Consider the following 19,046-nt stretch of genomic DNA (forward strand, 5'->3'; position numbering starts at 1 on the left):
GAGAAATGACCGATTACAGTATATCCACCCTGGCCGTCCCCGGTGGAACCGGGAGCGCGTCCCTGGTTCGCGATCCTCTCTTGTCGGGGCTGGACGCCGGGGCCATGCGTTTCGCGTTCGATCTCGATTTTTCGTGGTGCTACCCTGGCGGTCCCCTGGCGTCCCGGCCCGCGCAGACCGATCCGGTTCGGGAGCAGGTTGTCTATGACCTTTGCGAAAGGTCTGACGGCGCATACACAAATGCGGATTACTTCGAGGCCCCGACGGCAGCCTATGCCGGTGGAGGGTTCGATTTCGGGGCCACGGATATCAGGAACCCCTGGGGCGTCAGGGGGCCGGCCGATGCATGGAACCCGATCCATGCAGCAGACAATGCCTATTTCATGGTGTGCGCCTACTTCAAGATGCCGACGCAGGCGAAATGGAAGCCGAGCGGAGGCTTCGTACACATGTTTTCAAGCCAGACTGCCAACGGGTACTATACCCAGCCGGAACCGCTCAGTTTTGCCCAGATAGACGGGCAAATCCGGGCCACCCGTCAACGTAACACGGTCGGCGCCGCGCGGGACTCTCTGAGCTTGACCCCGACCAGCGCGCACTATGACAAGCTGTGCCAGCTCTCGTACTGGCGCAATGCGGACGGGCAGGGTTTTCGGATGAAATCGGCGGACGGCACGGTGTCAACCACCATGCCGGTCGGGGATGAAAACGTCGAGGACTACACCGGCCTTGCGCCGGTCTGGGGAGACGCCCGCACCGCTGTTAATGGGGCGTATAGCTCGGAGGATGCCTTGGCTACTGACGTGCGCCTTTACAGGGGGTTCATGGAGGACCTGAACGCATCGGGGCGCGATCCTGAAACCGTGCTGGACGCCGACTGGACCCGCGTGCAGGCACGCATCGCCGCTAGCGGCGGCACGATCTTCGTGTGACGCCACTTACCCCGCGATCTCGCCGCCTTCGCGGCCGGCGTGCAGGGCATCTCCATCGGGGTTTGAAGGGGGTGTTGAAGGGGGGATGAAGAGGGAATCCACCAAGGTGGCGCCTCAAGGTCTGCTCGGTGAGGGCGTCCGGTTCCTTAGTTGCGGCATGTGAGGCGGTGCGCCTCGATGCCCGTTTCTATCGCCACTTCGGAAAGCAACTCGACGCTGTGCCATGTGTCACCTGTGACGAATCACATCCTGCCGTGTAGCGTGTGCTCCAAAGGATTATTCGAGGTGACCATGAGTGCAGTGATAGAGAGCATGCGTGAACGCATGCCGTGGCAGGCAGTTGGCAGAATGATTTTGGTTCGCGAAGGTGTCAACGTCGGCAGAGGTTGGGATAACACCATCGAAAAATTAGCGGAATCCAAGGTTCAGTTGCCAGAGGGCAAGCTCGAGGATGCACTTGAGGAACACAACCTTTGCGGTGAGAAATTCGTTAAGTTATATCGGGTTGATGATGAAGATAGGCTGGCTCTGCAAGAAAAGATCAAGCTACTCGAGGTGGTGGAAAATGGCTTTTCTTCAGCCTACCCGAAGTCGGTTCCTTCGGACGCCATCAACGACTTGTCAGGTGTGCCAAAGTTAGTTGACGTCGTCCAAAACGATGACGGCGTTGGAGCTGTTTATGCGCATGCAACCAGGCTGACAACTCGGGTGCACATCGACCTAGATCAAATTTTGGAAGATCCATCCGCACTTGAAGCTCTCTACGATGAGGTCGTTGGCCTCAAATATCGAAATGTCCAGTTGTTCAGTGTCATCTGGGTGCCGCATAACTTTCCGTATGTAGAGATCCGCTCAGATCTGCCTGCTGGGATGACGATGGACTTGGTTCATGGCATCCAAAAGCAAATTCGGTTGATCTGCAATGAGCTGGGAGCAGTCGAACTCGTCGATCCCATCGACCTCTTCCCCGTGCTAGACGCCGTTTACGACGCCGATGGTGAAGGTACTGTCGTCGAGCTGAGTTTCACAACGACATCGGCATCCGTAAAGAATGAGAAAATGCGCCGTAGCGGGCTAGATCTTCGGAAGGAGCCTTATCATATCCACGGCAAGAAAGGGCTAGGCACGCCCATTGAACCCTTCAGAATGTTCGTTCGCTGGAAAGTGCCTCTCGGAGACAACGTCGTTTCTGCCCCAGAGATGGGGCTGATTGGAACCTCGCGCGGTCGCTCCACAGTGGGCTTACCAGGGGCCGTCGGTATGTCGGGTGCTGTTGTCCGCAACTGCGTTGGATTGGCGGATTATGGCCGCGTTTTGGAGGTGATACACAAGTATCTTGGCCAAAGCACTTGAAGCGAAGTAGCTGAACAAGAACAGGGAGCGAACAACCGTCTGCTATGGACATCGAAGAGTTCAAAAGAGGTATCAACGAAGCGTTGGGGGGATCCGACGTTGCTGACCTGTGCTCTGAACTTGTCGATGTTATCGCTAGGTTGCCAGAGGATCGAAGGGCGATGCTTACGTACAACGCTCTAAGTGGTCTTGCTGGGCGCGACAAAGTTGACACGGACATGGTGTCCGCAATCAACTTTCTGACCTCTTCGAGGTGGGCGCTGCTTGAAGCGCACGGACAATTTGTTGCAGATGATGGTTCCGAGTTCTCATTGGATGATGACGATTTCCAGCATCTTTTGGCCACTGGCGAACTCATCCACCCAGCAACCGGAGATCCGGTCCCGGACGCCCGCACCAAGGTCATGCCGTACTTTGTTGTCAATTTTCCTGCAGAACTTGAAGTGCAGGCGGGATGACCGACGGGGTGACCTTGGCCCAACTTGAGGGCATCATTGGCAACCTTTGCGACGGGGCTGTGCTTCAATACCACTTAGCCAAAGACCACAGTGCGCGGGTTGAGGCCCTCGAGAAGATATTGGAATTTTCTTACGCGAGCTTGGTGCGGAACAGCCACCTTAACAAGGAGCAGGGCGAAGACGAGCTCTCAGTCACCATCGTCGAGCAACTTAGGAGTTTGTCCATTCAGGCCACCCACGACACTCAGACAGGTGGGCACTGTGACATCCACGTTGAGGGAAAAGACCATTTCTTGTGGATAGGCGAGGCGAAAATCCATAAAGACTACGAATGGTTGGTCAAAGGTTTCCTTCAACTCTCTACCAGGTACGCCACTGGTGGTTATGGGCAAGACCACGGTGAGATCGTTATCTATTGTCGAGTGCGCGACGGGGCACACGTTCTCAGCAAGTGGAAGGATCTTGTTGAGGAACAAGAAGCCGAGATCTCAGTTGTTGAGGACAAAATTGAAGAGCGCCTATGGTTTCGTACCAAACACAAGCTCAACAGAACCGGGTTGCCCTTCTATATCCGTCATAGGCTGATCCCGCTGTTCCATGAACCAGCGCGCTAGGGCAACGCAGGACCAGCGTTGCTGTAAATCCTAGTGTAATTCACTGCAAAAGTCAGCGTCACGCTACACTGGCTAAAGCCGGGCTGCACAGCGAGCGGGTCGACTGGCTCCGCCCGTGGCCCGTTTGGGAATTGATGGCACCCGGGGTGGGAAACCATGGGTCGATTGGGCAGATCTGCGCCGGGAGCGCCAGGTGCGGTCAGATTTAGGGTGATTCGAGGGCCGAGATCAGGCATTTGACGCGTGTGGCCGGGGGCGCGACCGCCCGGCACGCCTTTTCCCAGGATTTCATGGGACTGTAGGGGAAGTTTTTTCTCACGTCTGTTCGTGTCTATATCTTGTATTGGGTTTCTGGCGTCCCGCTAGGTTTGTGTCAGATTTGCCCTGTGGTCGCGATTTTCCCTTTTTTGCAAGGCTCTGATCACCAGTGCTTTCCGCAGTTTCCCCCAAAAAGGGATTGATTACCATGAAGTGACATGGCATCAATAGTTCACACGATGAGACGCGGAGGCAGGGGCACCCAAGGCCCAGCACCGAACTCACAAAAACAAAAGAGCAGGTTTCATACAGGCGTTCGCTCTCATCGTGACAACAAGGATCCGGCGCGCGGGCGAGCAGACATCCCCCCAGGTGGCGCGCGCAGTCGGAGACACCCGCTTAGCGGGTCAAGCGGCGGGTTGATCAATGGCAGCTGATCAACCCGCCGTATTTCGTTTCAAGCGGGGGAGTTGAGGGGCCGAGGGCAGTGAGCCGCAGGCTGAGGTTCAGAGGCGAGCATCGACTAAAGGTCGATGGCAAGGGGCGGATGAGCATTCCCGCCTCCTTTCGTCGTGTCCTCGAGGCCGGTGACCCCGATTGGGAAAAGGACTCCAAGGACAATGGCAACCCGGGATTTGTCATGGTCTACGGCAACCCGCGTCTGCCCTACCTGGAGTGCTATACCGTCGAAGAGATGGAGCGCATCGAGGACCGTATCGACGCGATGAAATCGGGCGAGCGCAAGCGGATTCTGTCCAAGATCTACTCCTCGGGTTCGGTCAATGCCTCGGTCGACGACACCGGGCGCATCGTGATCCCGGCCAAACTGCGTGCGCGCTATGGCATCGATGGCGAAACCTATGCCGTGGCCAGCTTGAACAAGTTCCAGATCTGGGCGGCGGACCGCTATCAGCCGACCGATGCGATCGAAGAAGGCGACCTGATGGACGAGTTGCCCGAGGACCCGATGGAATGGCTGGACGAGGTCGAGGAGGTCTGAGTGAGTGATCCCGCGGCGCATAACGGCGGCGCACCTCATGTTCCGGTGCTGCTGCGCCCGCTGCTGGAGGCGGTTGCGCCGGTCGAGGGTATCTGGATCGACGGCACCCTCGGCGCTGGCGGATATACTCGTGGCCTGCTGGAGGCGGGCGCCGACAAGGTGATCGGGATCGACCGTGATCCACTGGCGCATGACCTGGCGCGCGACTGGGGGGCGGCCTTCGGCGACCGGCTGGAACTGGTCGAAAGCAATTTCGCACAGATGGACGAGGCCGCAGAGGCCGTAGATGGCGTGGTTCTGGATCTGGGCGTCTCTTCGATGCAGCTTGACCGGGCCGATCGCGGTTTCTCCTTCATGAAGGATGGGCCGCTGGACATGCGCATGGGGCAGGCGGGGCGCACTGCCGCTGACATCGTCAACACTGCAGACGAGTCGGAGCTCGCCGACATCCTCTATATCTACGGCGAAGAGCGGCAATCTCGCCGTATCGCGCGGGCCATCGTGCAGGATCGGCCCTTTGATCGGACATTGCCGCTGGCCGAACTGATCGAGCGGGTCATCGGCCGCACAAAGCCCGGTCAGGCCCATGCGGCCACCCGCAGTTTCCAGGCGCTTCGCATCGCCGTGAACGGCGAATACGACGCGTTGTGGCAGGGGCTGATGGCCGCGGAACGGGTTCTGAAACCGGGCGGGCGGCTGGCGGTCGTGACCTTTCATTCGGTCGAAGACCGGATGGTAAAGCGTTTCTTCCAGTTGCACGGCGACAAGAAGACTCATGTCAACCGCTATGCCGCCGAGGCGCCCGAGGTCACGGAGCCCTTCGAAGTCCTGACACGCAAGGCGATCGGGCCGGATGAAGCCGAACTAAAGGATAATCCTCGTGCCCGTTCCGCAAAGCTGCGGGTGGGGCGACGTACCACCGTTCCCGCGCGTCCCGTCGAGGCGGCGGAACTGTCCACGCCGCAGATGAAACCGACCACAAGGAGAAGATGAAATGCGCAGCCTTCTGTTCCTGCTCGCGGCCGCGGCCGTCATCGCCTCCGGCTACTGGGCCTATCATGAGAACTACCGTACCAAGGCGGAACTGGACCATGTTGACGACCTGCGGCGCGAAATCGGGGCCGCGCGCGAGCGGCTGGCCATCCTGCGGGCGGAATGGGCCTATTTGAATCGGCCCGACCGATTGCGCGACCTGGCTGAACTGAACTTTGACCGACTGGGCCTGTTGCCGCTGACACCGAACCATTTCGCCAAGGTCGATCAGGTCGCCTTTCCCCAGCTTCAGATCCTTGAGCTGACCCAACCCATCGACGTGACTTCTTCCGGGGCGACGAATCCATGACCCGTATCCCACTTCGACCGCTAGCCCGTATCCTCGAGGCCCGCCAGAACGGCGAGAACCCCGATGCCATCGAGCGAGAGAACCGCCGGCTGCGTCACGAGGAAATGCGTGACCGGATGCGCCTGCGCGCCGAAGGTCGCCTGCTGGTGCTGGCGATGATGTTCCTCTGCGCCTATGGCGTCGTGGGGGCCCGGATGGGGATGTTGTCCGCCTCGGAGCCCGAAGAGCCGCGCGCCCAGGCCAGCGGCGCATCGATCATTGCCAGTCGGGCGGACATCGTCGACCGGAAGGGCCGGGTGCTGGCCACCAACATGTCGACCCACAGCCTGTACGCGCATCCGCAGCAGATGATCGACCCGCTGCGGGCGGCCGAGGAACTGGCCAGGATCTTCCCCGAGATGGAGGCCGAAGCTCTGGCGCGCAGGTTCACGGACCCCAAGCGCAAGTTCCTGTGGGTGAAGCAGAAACTCAGCCCCGAGCAGATGCAGGCCGTGCATGACATCGGTGAGCCCGGGCTGCTGTTCGGCCCGCGTGAGATGCGGTTGTATCCCAACGGTGCCATCGCGTCCCATCTCCTTGGTGGTGCGCGTTTCGGCCGGCAGGGGGTTGCATCGGCCGAGGTGGTGGGCACCGCCGGGATCGAGAAATACCTTGACGAGGAACTGCGGGACCCGGCACGTGAGGGTGCGCCCCTGGCGCTGTCGATCGACCTGTCGGTGCAGGCGGCGACCGAGGAGGTGCTGGACGCGGGCATGAAAATGCTGAACGCCCGGGGGGCTGCCAGTGTCCTGATGGATGTGCATACGGGCGAAGTGATCGCTCTCGCCTCCTTGCCCGATTTCGACCCCAATGACCGGCCCCGTCCGCCGGTCGAGGGGCAGCCCGATGACAGCCCGCTGTTCAATCGCGCGGTGCAGGGCCTGTACGAACTGGGCTCGACCTTCAAGATCCTGACGGTGGCACAGGCGCTGCAGATGGGGCTGGTCCATCCTGAAACCATGATCGACACCTCGCCGCCCTACGAGGTACTGGGCTTCAAGGTGGGCGAGTTCAACGGCAAGAACTACGGCAAGATTTCCGTGACGGACGTGATCGCGCAAAGCTCGAACCGCGGCACGGCCAAGATCGTCATGATGATCGGGCGGGGACGCCAGCAAGAATTCTATCGAAACCTGGGCATGTTCGAGCCGCCGCAACTGGAAATCGTCGAGGCCAAGGGGGCCAAGCCGCTGGTACCGTCGCGCTGGACGGACCTGTCGGCGGTGACGATTTCCTACGGGCACGGTATCTCTGTCTCGCCGCTGCATCTGGCGGCGGCCTATGCGATGATCGGGAACGGTGGGCATGTCGTTGAACCGACACTGCTGAAACGTGACCGCCCGAGGGTGGGGGACAAGCTGTTGCGGGACGACGTGGCAGAGGCCTCGTTGCGGATGCTGCGCAAGGTCGTGATCGGTGAGAAGGGCACGGCGACCTTTGCCGAGGTGCCGGGGTACCGTGTCGGCGGCAAGACGGGGACGGCGGAAAAACCCAAGAAGACGGGTGGTTATCACAAGGACAAGGTCATCGCCACCTTCGCGGCCCTTTTCCCTACCGACGCGCCGCGTTATGCCCTTGTCGTGATGCTGGACGAGCCGGTAGAGACCACCGGCTCCAGGCCGCGGCGCACCGCGGGCTGGACCGCCGTGCCGGTGGCCGCCGAAATGATCGCACGGATCGCGCCGCTTCTGGGCTTGCCTCCGGAGTATGATAAGGGGCAAGTGAAGACGTTGACGACGGCCTCGGACTGAGGTCGTCCGCCGCGCGCCTCATGGCCGGGGCCGGCGGGCAAGCAAACGACCTTGGGGGCAAACGAGAGATGGCGTCGGAACGCAAGATCCTGTCAAAAAGCCTGTCGGAATTGGGGCTTCATGCCCGTGGTGGGCGCGATGTGACGGTGACGGGGCTGGCGGTGGACAGCCGCGAAGTACAAGAAGGTTTCCTGTTCGCGGCGCTGCCCGGCACGCGGGTGCACGGGGGCGAATTCATCCAGTACGCCCTGCGCATGGGCGCCACCGCGATTCTGACCGATGCCGAGGGCGCAAGGATCGCAGCCGATGACCTTGCTGCTGCCGACGCGGCGCTGGTGATTGCCGAGGATCCGCGCCAGGCGCTGGCCTATACCTCGGCCCTGTGGTTCGGTGCGCAGCCGGCCACGATGGTCGCTGTCACCGGCACCAACGGCAAGACCAGCGTCGCCAGCTTTACCCGCCAGATCTGGCAGGAGCTGGGGCTGCGGGCTGTCAACGTCGGCACCACCGGTGTCGAGGGGGACTGGCAGACGCCGCTGAAACACACGACGCCAGAGCCGATAACCCTGCACCGCGTTTTGGCGGGGGCAGCGCAATCCGGTGTCACGCATGCGGCGATGGAGGCCTCTTCGCACGGGCTGGCACAGCGGCGGCTGGACGGTGTGACGCTGGCGGCAGCCGGGTTCACGAACTTTACCCAGGACCACCTGGATTACCACGCGAGCTTTGACGAATACTTTGCCGCAAAGGCAGGGCTCTTCGCCCGCGTCCTGCCCGAGGACGGCGTGGCCGTCATCAACATCGACGACCCGCGCGGCGTGGACATGCTGGCCATCGCCCGGGCGCGTGGGCAGGAGGTCATTACCGTGGGGCGCGAAGCCGCCGATCTCTGCCTTGAGGCGCAGCGTTTCGACGCGACGGGGCAGGAAATCCGGCTCAGCTTTGAAGGAACCGTCCGGCAGGAAAGGCTGTCACTGATCGGTGGCTTTCAGGCGGAAAACATCCTTGTGGCGGCGGGGCTTGTGATTGCCTGCGGCGGCGATCCTGAGGACGTCTTTGACGTGCTCCCGCTGTTGGGGACGGTGCGTGGACGGATGCAGCTGGCGGCCAAGCGTGACAACGGCGCCGCGATCTTTGTCGATTACGCCCATACGCCCGACGCGGTGGCGACAGCCTGCCAGGCGTTGCGCCCGCATGTGATGGGGCGTTTGGTGGCGATCGTTGGCGCCGGGGGCGACCGCGACAAGGGCAAGCGCCCACTGATGGGCATGGCGGCCACGGAACATGCCGACACGGTGATCGTGACCGACGACAACCCGCGGACAGAGGACCCGGCGACCATCCGTTCCGAGGTTCTGGCCGGTGCGCCCGACGCTTTCGAGGTGCCTGACCGGGCCGAGGCGATCCTGCGCGGTGTCGACGGCCTGGGACCGGGCGATGCGCTGCTGATCTGCGGCAAGGGCCACGAGACGGGCCAGACGATCGGCGACACGGTCTATCCCTTCGATGATGTCGAGCAGGCCAGCGTCGCGGTGGCGGCGCTGGATGGGAGGGGGCTGTGAGCGATCCTCTCTGGACCTCTGCCGAGGCGGTCGCTGCCACGGGAGGGAGCACCCCATGCGACTGGGCGGCTACGGGCGTGTCCATCGACACGCGGACGCTGGAACCCGGCGATCTCTTCGTGGCGCTCAAGGCCGCCCGCGACGGGCACGACTTCGTGCAACAGGCGCTGGACAAGGGCGCCGCAGCGGCGCTGGTCAGCCGTGTGCCCGAGGGTGTGGATGACACGGCGCCGCTCTTGCTTGTCAACGACGTACAGGCGGGGCTGGAGGCGTTGGGCAAAGCCGCGCGCGCCCGGACGCGGGCGCGGGTCGTGGCGGTTACCGGATCGGTAGGCAAGACCTCGACCAAGGAGATGTTGCGCGCCACGCTGGGCGCGCATGGCAGCGTGCACGCGGCCGAGAAAAGCTACAACAACCATTGGGGTGTGCCGCTGACGCTGGCTCGGATGCCGCGTGACGCGGATTTTGCCGTGATCGAGATCGGAATGAACCACCCGGGCGAGATCGCCCCGCTGGCGCGGATGGCGCGCCCGCATGTGGCGTTGATCACAACTGTCGCCCCCGCGCACCTGGCCGCCTTCGAGAACATCGAGGGCATCGCACATGAAAAGGCCTCGATCTTCGGCGGGCTGGAACCCTACGGAACCGCGATCTTCAACGGCGATCTGCCGGTCAGCCCCATTCTGCGGGAAAAGGCCGAAGAGGGGCGTCGCTGGGCGGTGAGCTTTGGCGAGCGTGCCTGCAACCAGTACCGTCTGTACCGCGTCACCGTGCGCGACGCCTGCACAGTGGCGATCGGACGCGCGGGCACGGAACCGCGTCTTTTCAAGGTCATGGCCCCCGGGCGGCACTTTGCGGTCAATGCCTTGGGCGTTCTGGCGGTGGCTGAGGCGCTGGCACTTGACCCGGCGGTGACGGTCATGGGGATAGGGCAGTGGCATCCCGGCGCGGGCCGCGGCCAGCGAGAGAAGATCATGCTGGACCCCGTGGATACGCGGATCAGCGTCGAGCTGATCGACGATGCCTATAATGCCAACCCGGCCTCGCTTGCCGCCTCGTTGGAGGTTCTGGCGGCCGCTCAGCCTCGGCACGATGTCGGACGCGTGGCCAAGGGGCGGCGCATCGCCTACCTGGGGGACATGAAGGAACTCGGCAAGGGCGAGGTGGACCTGCATCGTGCCATTGCCGGCAATCCGGCGCTGCAACGGATCGACATGGTGCATTGCATCGGTCCGTTGATGCAGCATCTCTGGCGCGCACTGCCCGCCGACAAGCGCGGGCACTGGACCGAGACCAGCGACAAGATGGCAGAACGGGTCGCGCGCGATCTCGATGCGGGTGACGTGGTGTTGGCCAAGGGGTCACTCTCGATGGGGGTAGGGCGCGTAGTTGACGCCATACGCAAATTGCGCCAAGCGACACCGGACTTGGACGGGTAAAAGGACAGGCCATGCTTTTCTGGCTGACAGAGTTCAGTGACGGCGGGGACGCCTTCAACCTTTTCCGCTATATCACCTTTCGCGCGGGCGGCGCCTTTCTGACCGCGCTGATCTTTGGTTTCCTCTTTGGGCGTCCCTTGATCAACGTGCTGCGCAAGCGGCAGGGCAAGGGCCAGCCGATCCGCGACGACGGTCCCGAAGGGCATGTCGTCAAGGCCGGGACGCCGACGATGGGCGGCTTGCTGATCATCGGCGCGCTGGTGACCTCGACGCTGCTCTGGGCGCGGCTGGACAATGCCTTTGTCTGGATGGTTCTCTTCGTCACCGTGGCCTATGCGGCTATCGGCTTTGCCGATGACTATGCCAAGGTCAGCAAGCAGAACACAGCTGGTCTGTCCGGCAAGTTGCGGCTTTTGCTGGGCTTTATCATCGCGGGGATCGCGGGTTTCTGGGCCTCTGCCTACCATCCTGAAGACCTGACCTACAGCGTCGCCTTCCCGATCTTCAAGGACACGCTGCTGTATCTCAGCTACATGTTCATTCCCTTCGCCATGATCGTGATCGTGGGCGCGGCCAATGCAGTCAACCTGACCGACGGGCTGGACGGGCTGGCCATCATGCCGGTGATGATCGCCGCCTCGACGCTGGGCGTTATCGCCTACGCGGTCGGCCGGGTCGATTTCACCGAGTACCTGGACGTGCACTATGTGCCCGGGACAGGGGAAATCCTTGTTTTTGCGGCAGGTGTTGTCGGCGGGGGGCTTGGCTTTCTGTGGTACAACGCACCGCCGGCGGCCGTCTTCATGGGAGACACCGGATCGCTGGCGCTTGGGGGCGCGCTGGGGGCCATTGCCGTGGCGACCAAGCACGAGATCGTGCTGGCCATCGTGGGCGGACTTTTTGTGGTCGAAGCGCTTTCGGTGATCATCCAGGTGCTCTACTTCAAGCGGACGGGCAAGCGCGTCTTCCTCATGGCGCCGATCCATCACCACTACGAGAAAAAGGGCTGGGCCGAGCCGACCATCGTGATCCGCTTCTGGATCATCTCGCTGATCCTGGCGATTATCGGGCTGGCCACGCTGAAGGTTCGTTGAAGGATACCAGCGGTTTGGCCGGTGCAATTGAAGTGACGGGAGTGGGCGCATGATCCCGGTACGCGGGTTTGACGGAGCGATTGTCGCGGTGCTGGGGCTGGGGCGATCCGGTCTCTCGGCGGCGCGGGCGCTGCGCGAAGGCGGGGCGCGCGTGTTGGTCTGGGACGATACGGCGGCTGCCCGGGAGCGGGCCGAGGCCGAGGGGTTCGAGGCGCGGCGGCTGGACCGCGAGGATGCATTCGACGATGTGGCCTGCCTGGTGACCTCGCCGGGGATCCCGCATCTGTATCCGCAGCCCAACGCGGTGATCTCGGCGGCGCTGCGTGCGGGTGTGCCCGTGGACAACGATATCGGCTTGTTTTTCCGCAGCTTGGGGCATGGCTGGGACAGTTATGACCAGCCGCCAAAGGTTGTGGCCGTCACCGGATCGAACGGTAAATCGACCACCTCGGCGTTGATCCATCACATCCTGAGCGCCGCGGGGCGGGACAGCCAGTTGGCGGGCAACATCGGTCGGGGTGTGCTGGACATCGACCCGCCGGGGGATGGCGGTGTGGTGGTGCTGGAACTCAGCAGCTACCAGACCGATCTTGCCCGCAGCCTGACGCCGGATGTGGCTGTTTTCACGAACTTTTCCGCCGATCACCTGGATCGGCACGCCGGTCTTGGCGGGTACTTCGCGGCCAAGCGCCGGCTTTTTGCCGAGGGCGGGCCGGACCGGGCCGTGATCGGGGTGGACGAAATCGAAGGCGCCTACCTGGCCGGACAACTGTCCGAGGGGCGCGCGGATGACCGGGTGATCCGTGTGGCGAGCGGTCAGAAACTCTCGGGCCCCGGGTGGTATGTCTTTGCGCGTAAAGGATTTCTGTCCGAATGGCGCAAGGGGCGGCAGGTGGCCTCGATTGACCTGCGGGAGATCGTCGGTCTGCCGGGAGCGCATAACCATCAGAATGCCTGCGCGGCCTTTGCTGCATGCCGAAGCCTGGGTCTTGGCCCGCGTGAGATCGAGGCCGCCTTGCGGACCTTCACCGGCTTGCCGCACCGTTCGCAACGGGTAGGCGAGTCGAAGGGCGTCACGTATGTCAATGATTCCAAAGCCACAAACGTGGATTCGGCGCTGAAGGCGCTGATGGCCTTCCCGAAGGTGCGCTGGGTCTGCGGCGGGTTGATGAAGGAAGGCGGGCTGGAGGCCTTGCAGCCGGGGTTGGCGCATGTGTCCAAGGCCTATGTGATCGGGCGGGAACCCGAGAGCTTTGCCTTGCAACTGACTGATACCGAAGTGGAAATCTGCGGCGACATGGCCACGGCGGTGGCCCGTGCTGCAGCGGATGCAGAGCCGGGTGAGGTGGTGCTCTTGGCGCCAGCGGCCGCGAGCTTTGATCAATACGACAATTTCGAGAAGCGCGGCGAGGATTTCATCGCCTGCGTCGAGACGGAATTGGCAAGGGAGTAGAGTGGGTTAGGAGGAGATGTGGCGGCCGGCCGCCACGCCGGAGGCCCACGCCCACTGGAAGTTGTAGCCGCCCAGCCAACCGGTCACGTCCACCGCCTCTCCGATGATGTAGAGGCCGGGAAGATGCTTTGACATCATGGACTTGGAGTTGATCCCCTCGGTCGAAACCCCGCCCAGCGTGACCTCGGCGGTGCGGTAGCCTTCTGAACCGGTGGGTTTCAGGCGCCAGCCGGTCAGGGCCTGCGATAACTCGGCGATGCGGCGATCGGAGAGATCCGCGATATTCCCTTTCAGATCAATGTCCTGTCCCAGGAATTCGACGAGGCGCGCCGGCAGATGCGCGGCCAGTTCCGTGGTCAGTGCACGGCGGCCTTCGGTTTGGCGGCAGGCCTTGAGTACCTCGGGAAAATCCTGTCCGGGCAAGAGGTTGACGGTGATCTCTTCGCCCTCGCGCCAATAGCTTGAGATCTGCAGGATGGCGGGGCCGGACAGCCCGCGATGGGTGAAAAGAAGGGCCTCTTCGAAGCTGGTTTTGTCGTTTGAAACCAGCGTGTTGGTAGAAACACCGGCGAGCGGCGCAAAGCGTTCTCCGAAGGTCAGCGGGACCAGCGCCGGGCGGGGTTCGATCAGGGTGTGGCCGAACTGGCTTGCGATGTCATAGGCAATCCCCGTGGCGCCCATCTTGGGGATGGATTTTCCGCCCGTGGCCAAGACAAGATTTTCTGACGTGATTTCAACAGGTTTGCCGTCGCGTTCGACCATGGTGACGAAACGGCCGTCGGCATGCCGGACCTCCCTGATCCCGGTCTTCAGCCAGAGTTGTGCGCCGGATTTTTCCATTTCTTTCAATAGCATGTCCACGATCTGCGTGGATTTTCCGTCGCAGAACAACTGGCCCAGGGTCTTTTCGTGCCAGGCGATGCCGTATTGCCCGACAAGATCGAGGAAATCCCATTGCGTGTAGCGGGCCAGCGCGGATTTGCAGAAATGCGGGTTCTCGGAAAGGAAGGCGTTGGAATCACAGTACATATTCGTGAAGTTGCAACGCCCGCCGCCGGAGATGCGGATCTTTTCGCCGGGGGTCTTTGCGTGATCCACGACCAGCACGTCCGGCCCGGCAAAGGCGGCGGCCATCATGCCGGCGGCGCCGGCGCCAAGGATCAGGGTGGTGACGTGCATGGGGGTCCGGAGTTTGTACGTTTTGTACGTTTTGTACGTCGATTTCCGCATTTTGTACAAAGCGGTAACCTGCTCTTAACCGAGCAGCGCACGGTGAGAAAGGGGCGCGTTTACCATCTGCGGGGCAGGGTCGCGGCATGACACGCAAACCGATCATGATGTTTAGGGCCACCGAAGTGCCCGCCGGAGTGTTCCGCGCCGAGATGGCGCGCTATCTGCGCAAGCTGGAGATGATAGGCGACCGTTTCCTGATCACGCGCAGCGGGCAGGTGGTGGCGGGGCTGGTCTCTCCCTGGGATGTTCAGGCGCTGGAAGAGATCGACCAGCGCGACCGGGAGGAGCGCGAGCGCCGCTTGCGCGACCGCAGCAAGCACCTGACCTGGCTGGAAGAGGCGCGCGAGAAGGCGCGGCGGGGCGAGGACGTGGAATGGCGGCCGCGGTTCTGAGGGCGGCGTAGATCCCGCCGACGCGTGTCGGTGGGGGCACATCGTCCCAAGAGCCGCCGGAAACCTTTGGCTTGATCGGAAATTCTGCGCTACACTGGTCGGCAGACCCGGGACAAACCGGGCAGTTCGAGGCAGTAGCGGTGTTCAGATGACAGAGATGGTTTACGGCACGGTGCCCGTGAAGGGTGGCGAGCCGGTGTTGCCGAAATGGTGGCGCACGGTGGACAAGTGGACCTTGTCCTGCATTTTCATGCTGTTCGGGATCGGTCTCTTGCTGGGGCTTGCGGCCTCGCCGCCGCTGGCAGAGCGCATCGGCCTGCCGCCCTTCTACTATGTGCAGCGACAGGCCTTTTTCGGCGGAGTTGCCCTGATCGTCATGGTGCTGGTCTCGATGATGGGGCCGGTCATGGTGCGGCGCTTTGCGGTGCTGGGTTTTTTCGCGGCCTTCATCGCGCTGGCCCTGTTGCCGGTGCTGGGCACGGATTTCGGCAAGGGGGCGGTGCGCTGGTACAGCCTTGGCTTTGCCAGCATTCAGCCGTCGGAATTCCTCAAGCCGCTGTTCGTGATCCTGACCGCCTGGCTGATGGCGGCAGGACAGGAACTGGGTGGTCCCCCGGGGCGGAGCTATTCCTTTGTCATCATGGTCAGCATCGTGCTGATGCTGGCGATGCAGCCGGATTTCGGACAGGCGGCGTTGATCCTTTTCGGGTGGGGCGTGATGTGGTTCGTCGGCGGTGCGCCGATGCTGCTGCTGGTCGGGCTGGCGGGGCTGGTGGTCCTGGCGGGTATGGTCTCGTACAACCATTCCGAACACTTCCAGCGGCGCTTTGACGGGTTCCTGAACCCCGAGGTCGATCCGACCTCGCAGCTGGGCTATGCCGAGAACGCGATCCGCGAGGGCGGGTTCTTTGGCGTCGGCGTCGGCGAAGGCCAGGTCAAATGGAGCCTGCCGGACGCGCATACGGATTTCATCATTGCCGTGGCGGCCGAGGAATACGGGCTGATCCTGGTGCTGGCGATCCTGACGCTTTACGCGGCCATCGTCATGCGCAGCCTGGTCCGGCTGATGCGTGAGCGTGATCCCTTTATCCGGCTGGCGGGTACGGGCCTTGCGGCGATGTTCGGCGTGCAGGCGATGATCAATATGGGCGTGGCGGTGCGCCTGCTGCCGGCCAAGGGCATGACGCTGCCTTTCGTCAGCTACGGCGGCTCTTCTCTGATTGCGGGGGGCATCGCGGTGGGGATGCTGCTGGCCTTTACCCGGACCCGCCCGCAGGGCGAGATCCGCGACATCCTGCGGGGACGGGCGCGCGGATGAGGACGCATTGGCAGGAAACTGCCGGTATTCCCCTTGTCATGGACGATTGCGCGCGGATGCTATATCGGCGCGTGGATCGATGACGGAGACTGGAATATGGGCGAGCGCAAGCCTTTGCTGGTGATGGCCGCCGGCGGGACCGGAGGCCATATGTTCCCCGCCCAGGCGCTGGCGGAAATCATGCTGGCGCGCGGGTGGCGGGTCAAGCTGTCGACCGACGCGCGGGGCGCCCGGTACACCGGCGCCTTCCCCGACGGGGTCGAGATCGAACAGGTCTCGGCCGCGACCTTTGACCGGGGTGGACCGCTGGCCAAGCTGGCGGTGCCGTTCCGGCTGGCCTCGGGCGTGGTTTCGGCGATTTTCGGGATGCGGCGCGACCGGCCGGACGTTGTCGTGGGCTTTGGCGGCTATCCCAGCGTGCCGGCCCTGACCGCCGCCTGGCTGTTGAAGCTGCCGCGCATGATCCACGAACAGAACGGCGTGCTGGGCAAGGTGAACACCTGGTTCGCCACCCGTGTCGACGTCATGGCCTGCGGCACCTGGCCCACGGATCTGCCCGAGGGAGTCGAGGGCGTTCACACCGGCAACCCGGTGCGCCGCGCCGTGGCCGAACGGGCCGGGGCGGGGTATATCGCGCCCGGCCCCTATCCGATGTCGATCCTCGTGATCGGCGGATCGCAGGGCGCGCGCACCCTGTCGGACGTGGTGCCGCCGGCAATCGCCGCGCTGCCGCTGGACATGGTGGGCAACCTGCGGGTCAGCCACCAGGCCCGCGATGAGGACCAGGAGCGCGTGGCGACCTATTACGCCGAACACGGGCTCACGGCGGATGTGCAGCCCTTCTTTCACGACGTGCCCGCCCGGATGAGCGAGGCGCAACTGGTGATCTCGCGTTCGGGCGCCTCCTCGGTGGCGGATATCGCGGTGATCGGACGGCCCTCGATCCTGATCCCCTATCCGCATGCGACGGGGGATCACCAGGTGGCCAATGCGCAGGCGCTGGTCGATGCCGGCGCGGCGATCCGCATTCCGGAAAGCAAGCTGACCATCGAGAGCCTGACAGAGTCGATCCACGCGATCCTGTCGAATGAATCCGGGGCCATCCAGATGGTGCGTGGGGCGCTGTCGGTGGCGAAGCCCGAAGCGGCGGACCACCTGGCCTGGCTGGTCGAGGAACTGGCCGCCGGCAGGGCGACGACGGAATGAGCGTGGCCGGCACGTCGGGCCGGACCGAAACAACGATGGCGGCAATGCCACGGGGACAGGACAAGAACAACCTCGGTAAAGGAGAGGCGGGACATGAAGGATCTGGAGCTTGAGCGGGGGGCCTGCATGACGGGGGCGACGAAACTTCCCGGCGACGTGGGTGCGATCCATTTTGTCGGCATCGGCGGGATCGGCATGTCGGGCATCGCCGAGGTGCTGTTGAACCACGGCTACAAGGTGCAGGGCTCTGACCTGAAGTCCTCGAAGATCACCAGCCGGCTGGAGGAGCTGGGCGCCCATGTCTTCGAAGGGCAGAGCGCGCAGAACCTGGAAAACGCCGAGGTGGTGGTGATTTCCTCGGCCATCAAGCCGGGCAATCCCGAACTGGACGAGGCGCGCCGCCGCGGGTTGCCCGTCGTGCGCCGGGCCGAGATGCTGGCCGAGCTGATGCGGCTGAAATCCAATGTCGCCGTGGCCGGGACGCATGGCAAGACCACGACGACCACGATGGTCGCCACGCTGCTGGACGCGGGCAAGTTCGACCCGACGGTGGTCAATGGCGGGATCATCCATGCCTATGGGTCCAACGCGCGCATGGGGCAGGGCGAATGGATGGTGGTCGAGGCCGACGAGAGCGACGGCACCTTCAACCGCCTGCCCGCGACCGTGGCCATCGTGACCAACATCGACCCCGAGCACATGGAGCACTGGGGCACGATCGAGAACCTGCGGCAGGGGTTCTATGACTTCGTGTCGAACATCCCTTTCTACGGGCTGGCCGTCTGCTGCACCGACCACCCCGAGGTGCAGGCGCTGGTCGGCCGCATCAGCGACCGCCGCGTGATGACCTACGGGTTCAACGCACAGGCGGACGTGCGCGCGGTCGGGCTGACCTACAAGGCGGGCGTGGCGCATTTCGACGTCGTGTTCCAGCAGACCGGCGAGACGATCGAGGGCTGCACCCTGCCAATGCCGGGCGATCACAACGTTTCGAACGCCCTGTCGGCTGTGGCCGTGGCGCGGCACCTTGGCATGAGCGGTGACGAAATCCGCGAGGCGCTGGCGAATTTCGGCGGCGTGAACCGGCGCTTTACCCGCGTGGGCAAGGTGAACGGCGTGACGATCATCGACGACTACGGCCACCACCCGGTGGAAATCGCCGCCGTGCTGAAGGCCGCGCGGCAGGCTTGCGAGGGCCGGGTGATCGCCGTGCACCAGCCGCACCGCTATTCGCGCCTGTCGCATCACTTCGAAGAGTTCTGCTCGTGTTTCAACGAGGCGGATGTGGTGGCCATCGCCGAGGTCTTTGCCGCCGGCGAGGACCCCATCGAGGGCGCCACGCGCGACGACCTGGTGGCGGGGCTGGTGCGCCACGGCCACCGGCATGCGCGGGCGATCCGCGACGAGGACGACCTGGAGCGGCTGGTCCGCGAGCAGGCGCAGCCGGGCGACATGGTGGTCTGCCTGGGCGCGGGCACGATCTCGGCCTGGGCGAACGGTCTGCCCGCGCGGCTGGAGAAGGCGGCGGGGTAAGCCCGGGCCTGCGTTTGGGATTTTGAGAATGGCCCCTTCGGGGGCTGTTTTTCTTGAGGGGCTCTGCCC

17 protein-coding genes are annotated in these 19,046 nt (G+C 63.3%); 16 read left to right on the forward strand and 1 reads right to left on the reverse strand.

The genetic code is table 11. From position 1 onward, the window contains the following. Nucleotides 1-5: 5 nt before the first annotated feature. The 12 genes from RBB42_RS08760 (at nt 6) to murD (ending at nt 13,295) form a co-directional block, all read left to right on the forward strand. On the forward strand, nt 6-932 hold the full coding sequence (locus RBB42_RS08760; RefSeq protein WP_306043666.1) for a hypothetical protein: 927 nt from the start codon (nt 6-8) through the stop codon (nt 930-932). 285 nt (nt 933-1,217) lie between these two features. Next, nucleotides 1,218-2,285 carry a hypothetical protein gene (locus RBB42_RS08765; RefSeq protein WP_306043667.1) on the forward strand — a complete coding sequence of 356 codons (1,068 nt, stop codon included), beginning with the start codon at nt 1,218-1,220 and terminating at the stop codon, nt 2,283-2,285. 44 nt (nt 2,286-2,329) lie between these two features. Beyond that, complete coding sequence (locus RBB42_RS08770) at nt 2,330-2,743, forward strand: hypothetical protein (protein WP_306043668.1); 414 nt, start codon at nt 2,330-2,332, stop codon at nt 2,741-2,743. Further along, nucleotides 2,740-3,357, forward strand: coding sequence for a hypothetical protein (locus RBB42_RS08775; RefSeq protein ID WP_306043669.1), 618 nt, complete (start codon nt 2,740-2,742; stop codon nt 3,355-3,357). The genes RBB42_RS08770 and RBB42_RS08775 overlap by 4 nt, the downstream gene beginning before the upstream one ends. 805 nt (nt 3,358-4,162) lie before the next feature. Next, a complete protein-coding gene (locus RBB42_RS08780) occupies nt 4,163-4,615 on the forward strand; it encodes a division/cell wall cluster transcriptional repressor MraZ (protein ID WP_371931782.1) in 453 nt (150 codons plus the stop codon). Then, entirely contained in the window at nt 4,616-5,608 is a 993-nt protein-coding gene (gene rsmH, locus RBB42_RS08785; protein WP_305970460.1) for a 16S rRNA (cytosine(1402)-N(4))-methyltransferase RsmH, read from the forward strand. Between the two features lies 1 nt (nt 5,609). Beyond that, entirely contained in the window at nt 5,610-5,957 is a 348-nt protein-coding gene (gene ftsL / locus RBB42_RS08790; RefSeq protein WP_305970461.1) for a cell division protein FtsL, read from the forward strand. After that, nucleotides 5,954-7,747 (forward strand): peptidoglycan D,D-transpeptidase FtsI family protein, encoded by a 1,794-nt coding sequence (locus RBB42_RS08795; RefSeq protein WP_305970462.1) that lies wholly within the window; start codon nt 5,954-5,956, stop codon nt 7,745-7,747. Before ftsL ends, RBB42_RS08795 begins: the two co-directional genes overlap by 4 nt. Before the next feature lie 68 nt (nt 7,748-7,815). Then, entirely contained in the window at nt 7,816-9,309 is a 1,494-nt protein-coding gene (locus tag RBB42_RS08800) for a UDP-N-acetylmuramoyl-L-alanyl-D-glutamate--2,6-diaminopimelate ligase (RefSeq protein WP_305970463.1), read from the forward strand. Next, on the forward strand, nt 9,306-10,748 hold the full coding sequence (locus RBB42_RS08805; RefSeq protein ID WP_305970464.1) for a UDP-N-acetylmuramoyl-tripeptide--D-alanyl-D-alanine ligase: 1,443 nt from the start codon (nt 9,306-9,308) through the stop codon (nt 10,746-10,748). The genes RBB42_RS08800 and RBB42_RS08805 overlap by 4 nt, the downstream gene beginning before the upstream one ends. A gap of 11 nt (nt 10,749-10,759) precedes the next feature. After that, the gene (gene mraY / locus RBB42_RS08810) at nt 10,760-11,842 is read left to right on the forward strand and encodes a phospho-N-acetylmuramoyl-pentapeptide-transferase (protein ID WP_305970465.1); all 1,083 of its coding nucleotides are present in this window, start codon (nt 10,760-10,762) and stop codon (nt 11,840-11,842) included. 49 nt (nt 11,843-11,891) lie between these two features. Next, on the forward strand, nt 11,892-13,295 hold the full coding sequence (murD, locus tag RBB42_RS08815; RefSeq protein ID WP_305970466.1) for a UDP-N-acetylmuramoyl-L-alanine--D-glutamate ligase: 1,404 nt from the start codon (nt 11,892-11,894) through the stop codon (nt 13,293-13,295). A gap of 6 nt (nt 13,296-13,301) precedes the next feature. On the opposite strand, the gene RBB42_RS08820 is transcribed toward murD, so the two are convergent. After that, complete coding sequence (locus RBB42_RS08820) at nt 13,302-14,474, reverse strand: BaiN/RdsA family NAD(P)/FAD-dependent oxidoreductase (protein WP_305970467.1); 1,173 nt, start codon at nt 14,472-14,474, stop codon at nt 13,302-13,304. A 137-nt stretch (nt 14,475-14,611) separates the two neighbouring features. Here RBB42_RS08820 and RBB42_RS08825 point away from each other — a divergent pair, with 137 nt between their 5' ends. The 4 genes from RBB42_RS08825 to murC all read left to right on the forward strand — a co-directional run bounded on the left by RBB42_RS08825 (nt 14,612) and on the right by murC (nt 18,977). After that, the gene (locus tag RBB42_RS08825) at nt 14,612-14,920 is read left to right on the forward strand and encodes a hypothetical protein (RefSeq protein ID WP_305970468.1); all 309 of its coding nucleotides are present in this window, start codon (nt 14,612-14,614) and stop codon (nt 14,918-14,920) included. Between the two features lie 148 nt (nt 14,921-15,068). Beyond that, entirely contained in the window at nt 15,069-16,238 is a 1,170-nt protein-coding gene (locus RBB42_RS08830) for a peptidoglycan glycosyltransferase FtsW (protein ID WP_305970469.1), read from the forward strand. Between the two features lie 96 nt (nt 16,239-16,334). After that, nucleotides 16,335-17,444, forward strand: coding sequence for an undecaprenyldiphospho-muramoylpentapeptide beta-N-acetylglucosaminyltransferase (gene murG, locus RBB42_RS08835; RefSeq protein ID WP_305970470.1), 1,110 nt, complete (start codon nt 16,335-16,337; stop codon nt 17,442-17,444). A gap of 126 nt (nt 17,445-17,570) precedes the next feature. Further along, nucleotides 17,571-18,977 carry a UDP-N-acetylmuramate--L-alanine ligase gene (gene murC / locus RBB42_RS08840; RefSeq protein WP_305970497.1) on the forward strand — a complete coding sequence of 469 codons (1,407 nt, stop codon included), beginning with the start codon at nt 17,571-17,573 and terminating at the stop codon, nt 18,975-18,977. The last annotated feature ends 69 nt before the right edge of the window (nt 18,978-19,046 follow it).

This window comes from Mameliella sp. MMSF_3455 (genome assembly GCF_030733205.1).
Classification (GTDB): Bacteria; Pseudomonadota; Alphaproteobacteria; order Rhodobacterales; family Rhodobacteraceae; genus Antarctobacter.

Bases quoted from the DNA above. Each gene is read 5' to 3' on its own strand.
- RBB42_RS08780 (WP_371931782.1), top strand. From the start codon at position 4,163: ATGAGCATTCCCGCCTCCTTTCGTCGTGTCCTCGAGGCCGGTGACCCC.
- murD (WP_305970466.1), top strand. From the start codon at position 11,892: ATGATCCCGGTACGCGGGTTTGACGGAGCGATTGTCGCGGTGCTGGGG.
- RBB42_RS08795 (WP_305970462.1), top strand. From the start codon at position 5,954: ATGACCCGTATCCCACTTCGACCGCTAGCCCGTATCCTCGAGGCCCGC.
- murC (WP_305970497.1), top strand. From the start codon at position 17,571: ATGACGGGGGCGACGAAACTTCCCGGCGACGTGGGTGCGATCCATTTT.
- RBB42_RS08820 (WP_305970467.1), bottom strand. From the start codon at position 14,474: ATGCACGTCACCACCCTGATCCTTGGCGCCGGCGCCGCCGGCATGATG.
- RBB42_RS08800 (WP_305970463.1), top strand. From the start codon at position 7,816: ATGGCGTCGGAACGCAAGATCCTGTCAAAAAGCCTGTCGGAATTGGGG.
- ftsL (WP_305970461.1), top strand. From the start codon at position 5,610: ATGCGCAGCCTTCTGTTCCTGCTCGCGGCCGCGGCCGTCATCGCCTCC.
- mraY (WP_305970465.1), top strand. From the start codon at position 10,760: ATGCTTTTCTGGCTGACAGAGTTCAGTGACGGCGGGGACGCCTTCAAC.
- RBB42_RS08760 (WP_306043666.1), top strand. From the start codon at position 6: ATGACCGATTACAGTATATCCACCCTGGCCGTCCCCGGTGGAACCGGG.
- RBB42_RS08830 (WP_305970469.1), top strand. From the start codon at position 15,069: ATGACAGAGATGGTTTACGGCACGGTGCCCGTGAAGGGTGGCGAGCCG.
- murG (WP_305970470.1), top strand. From the start codon at position 16,335: ATGGGCGAGCGCAAGCCTTTGCTGGTGATGGCCGCCGGCGGGACCGGA.
- RBB42_RS08775 (WP_306043669.1), top strand. From the start codon at position 2,740: ATGACCGACGGGGTGACCTTGGCCCAACTTGAGGGCATCATTGGCAAC.
- RBB42_RS08770 (WP_306043668.1), top strand. From the start codon at position 2,330: ATGGACATCGAAGAGTTCAAAAGAGGTATCAACGAAGCGTTGGGGGGA.
- RBB42_RS08825 (WP_305970468.1), top strand. From the start codon at position 14,612: ATGACACGCAAACCGATCATGATGTTTAGGGCCACCGAAGTGCCCGCC.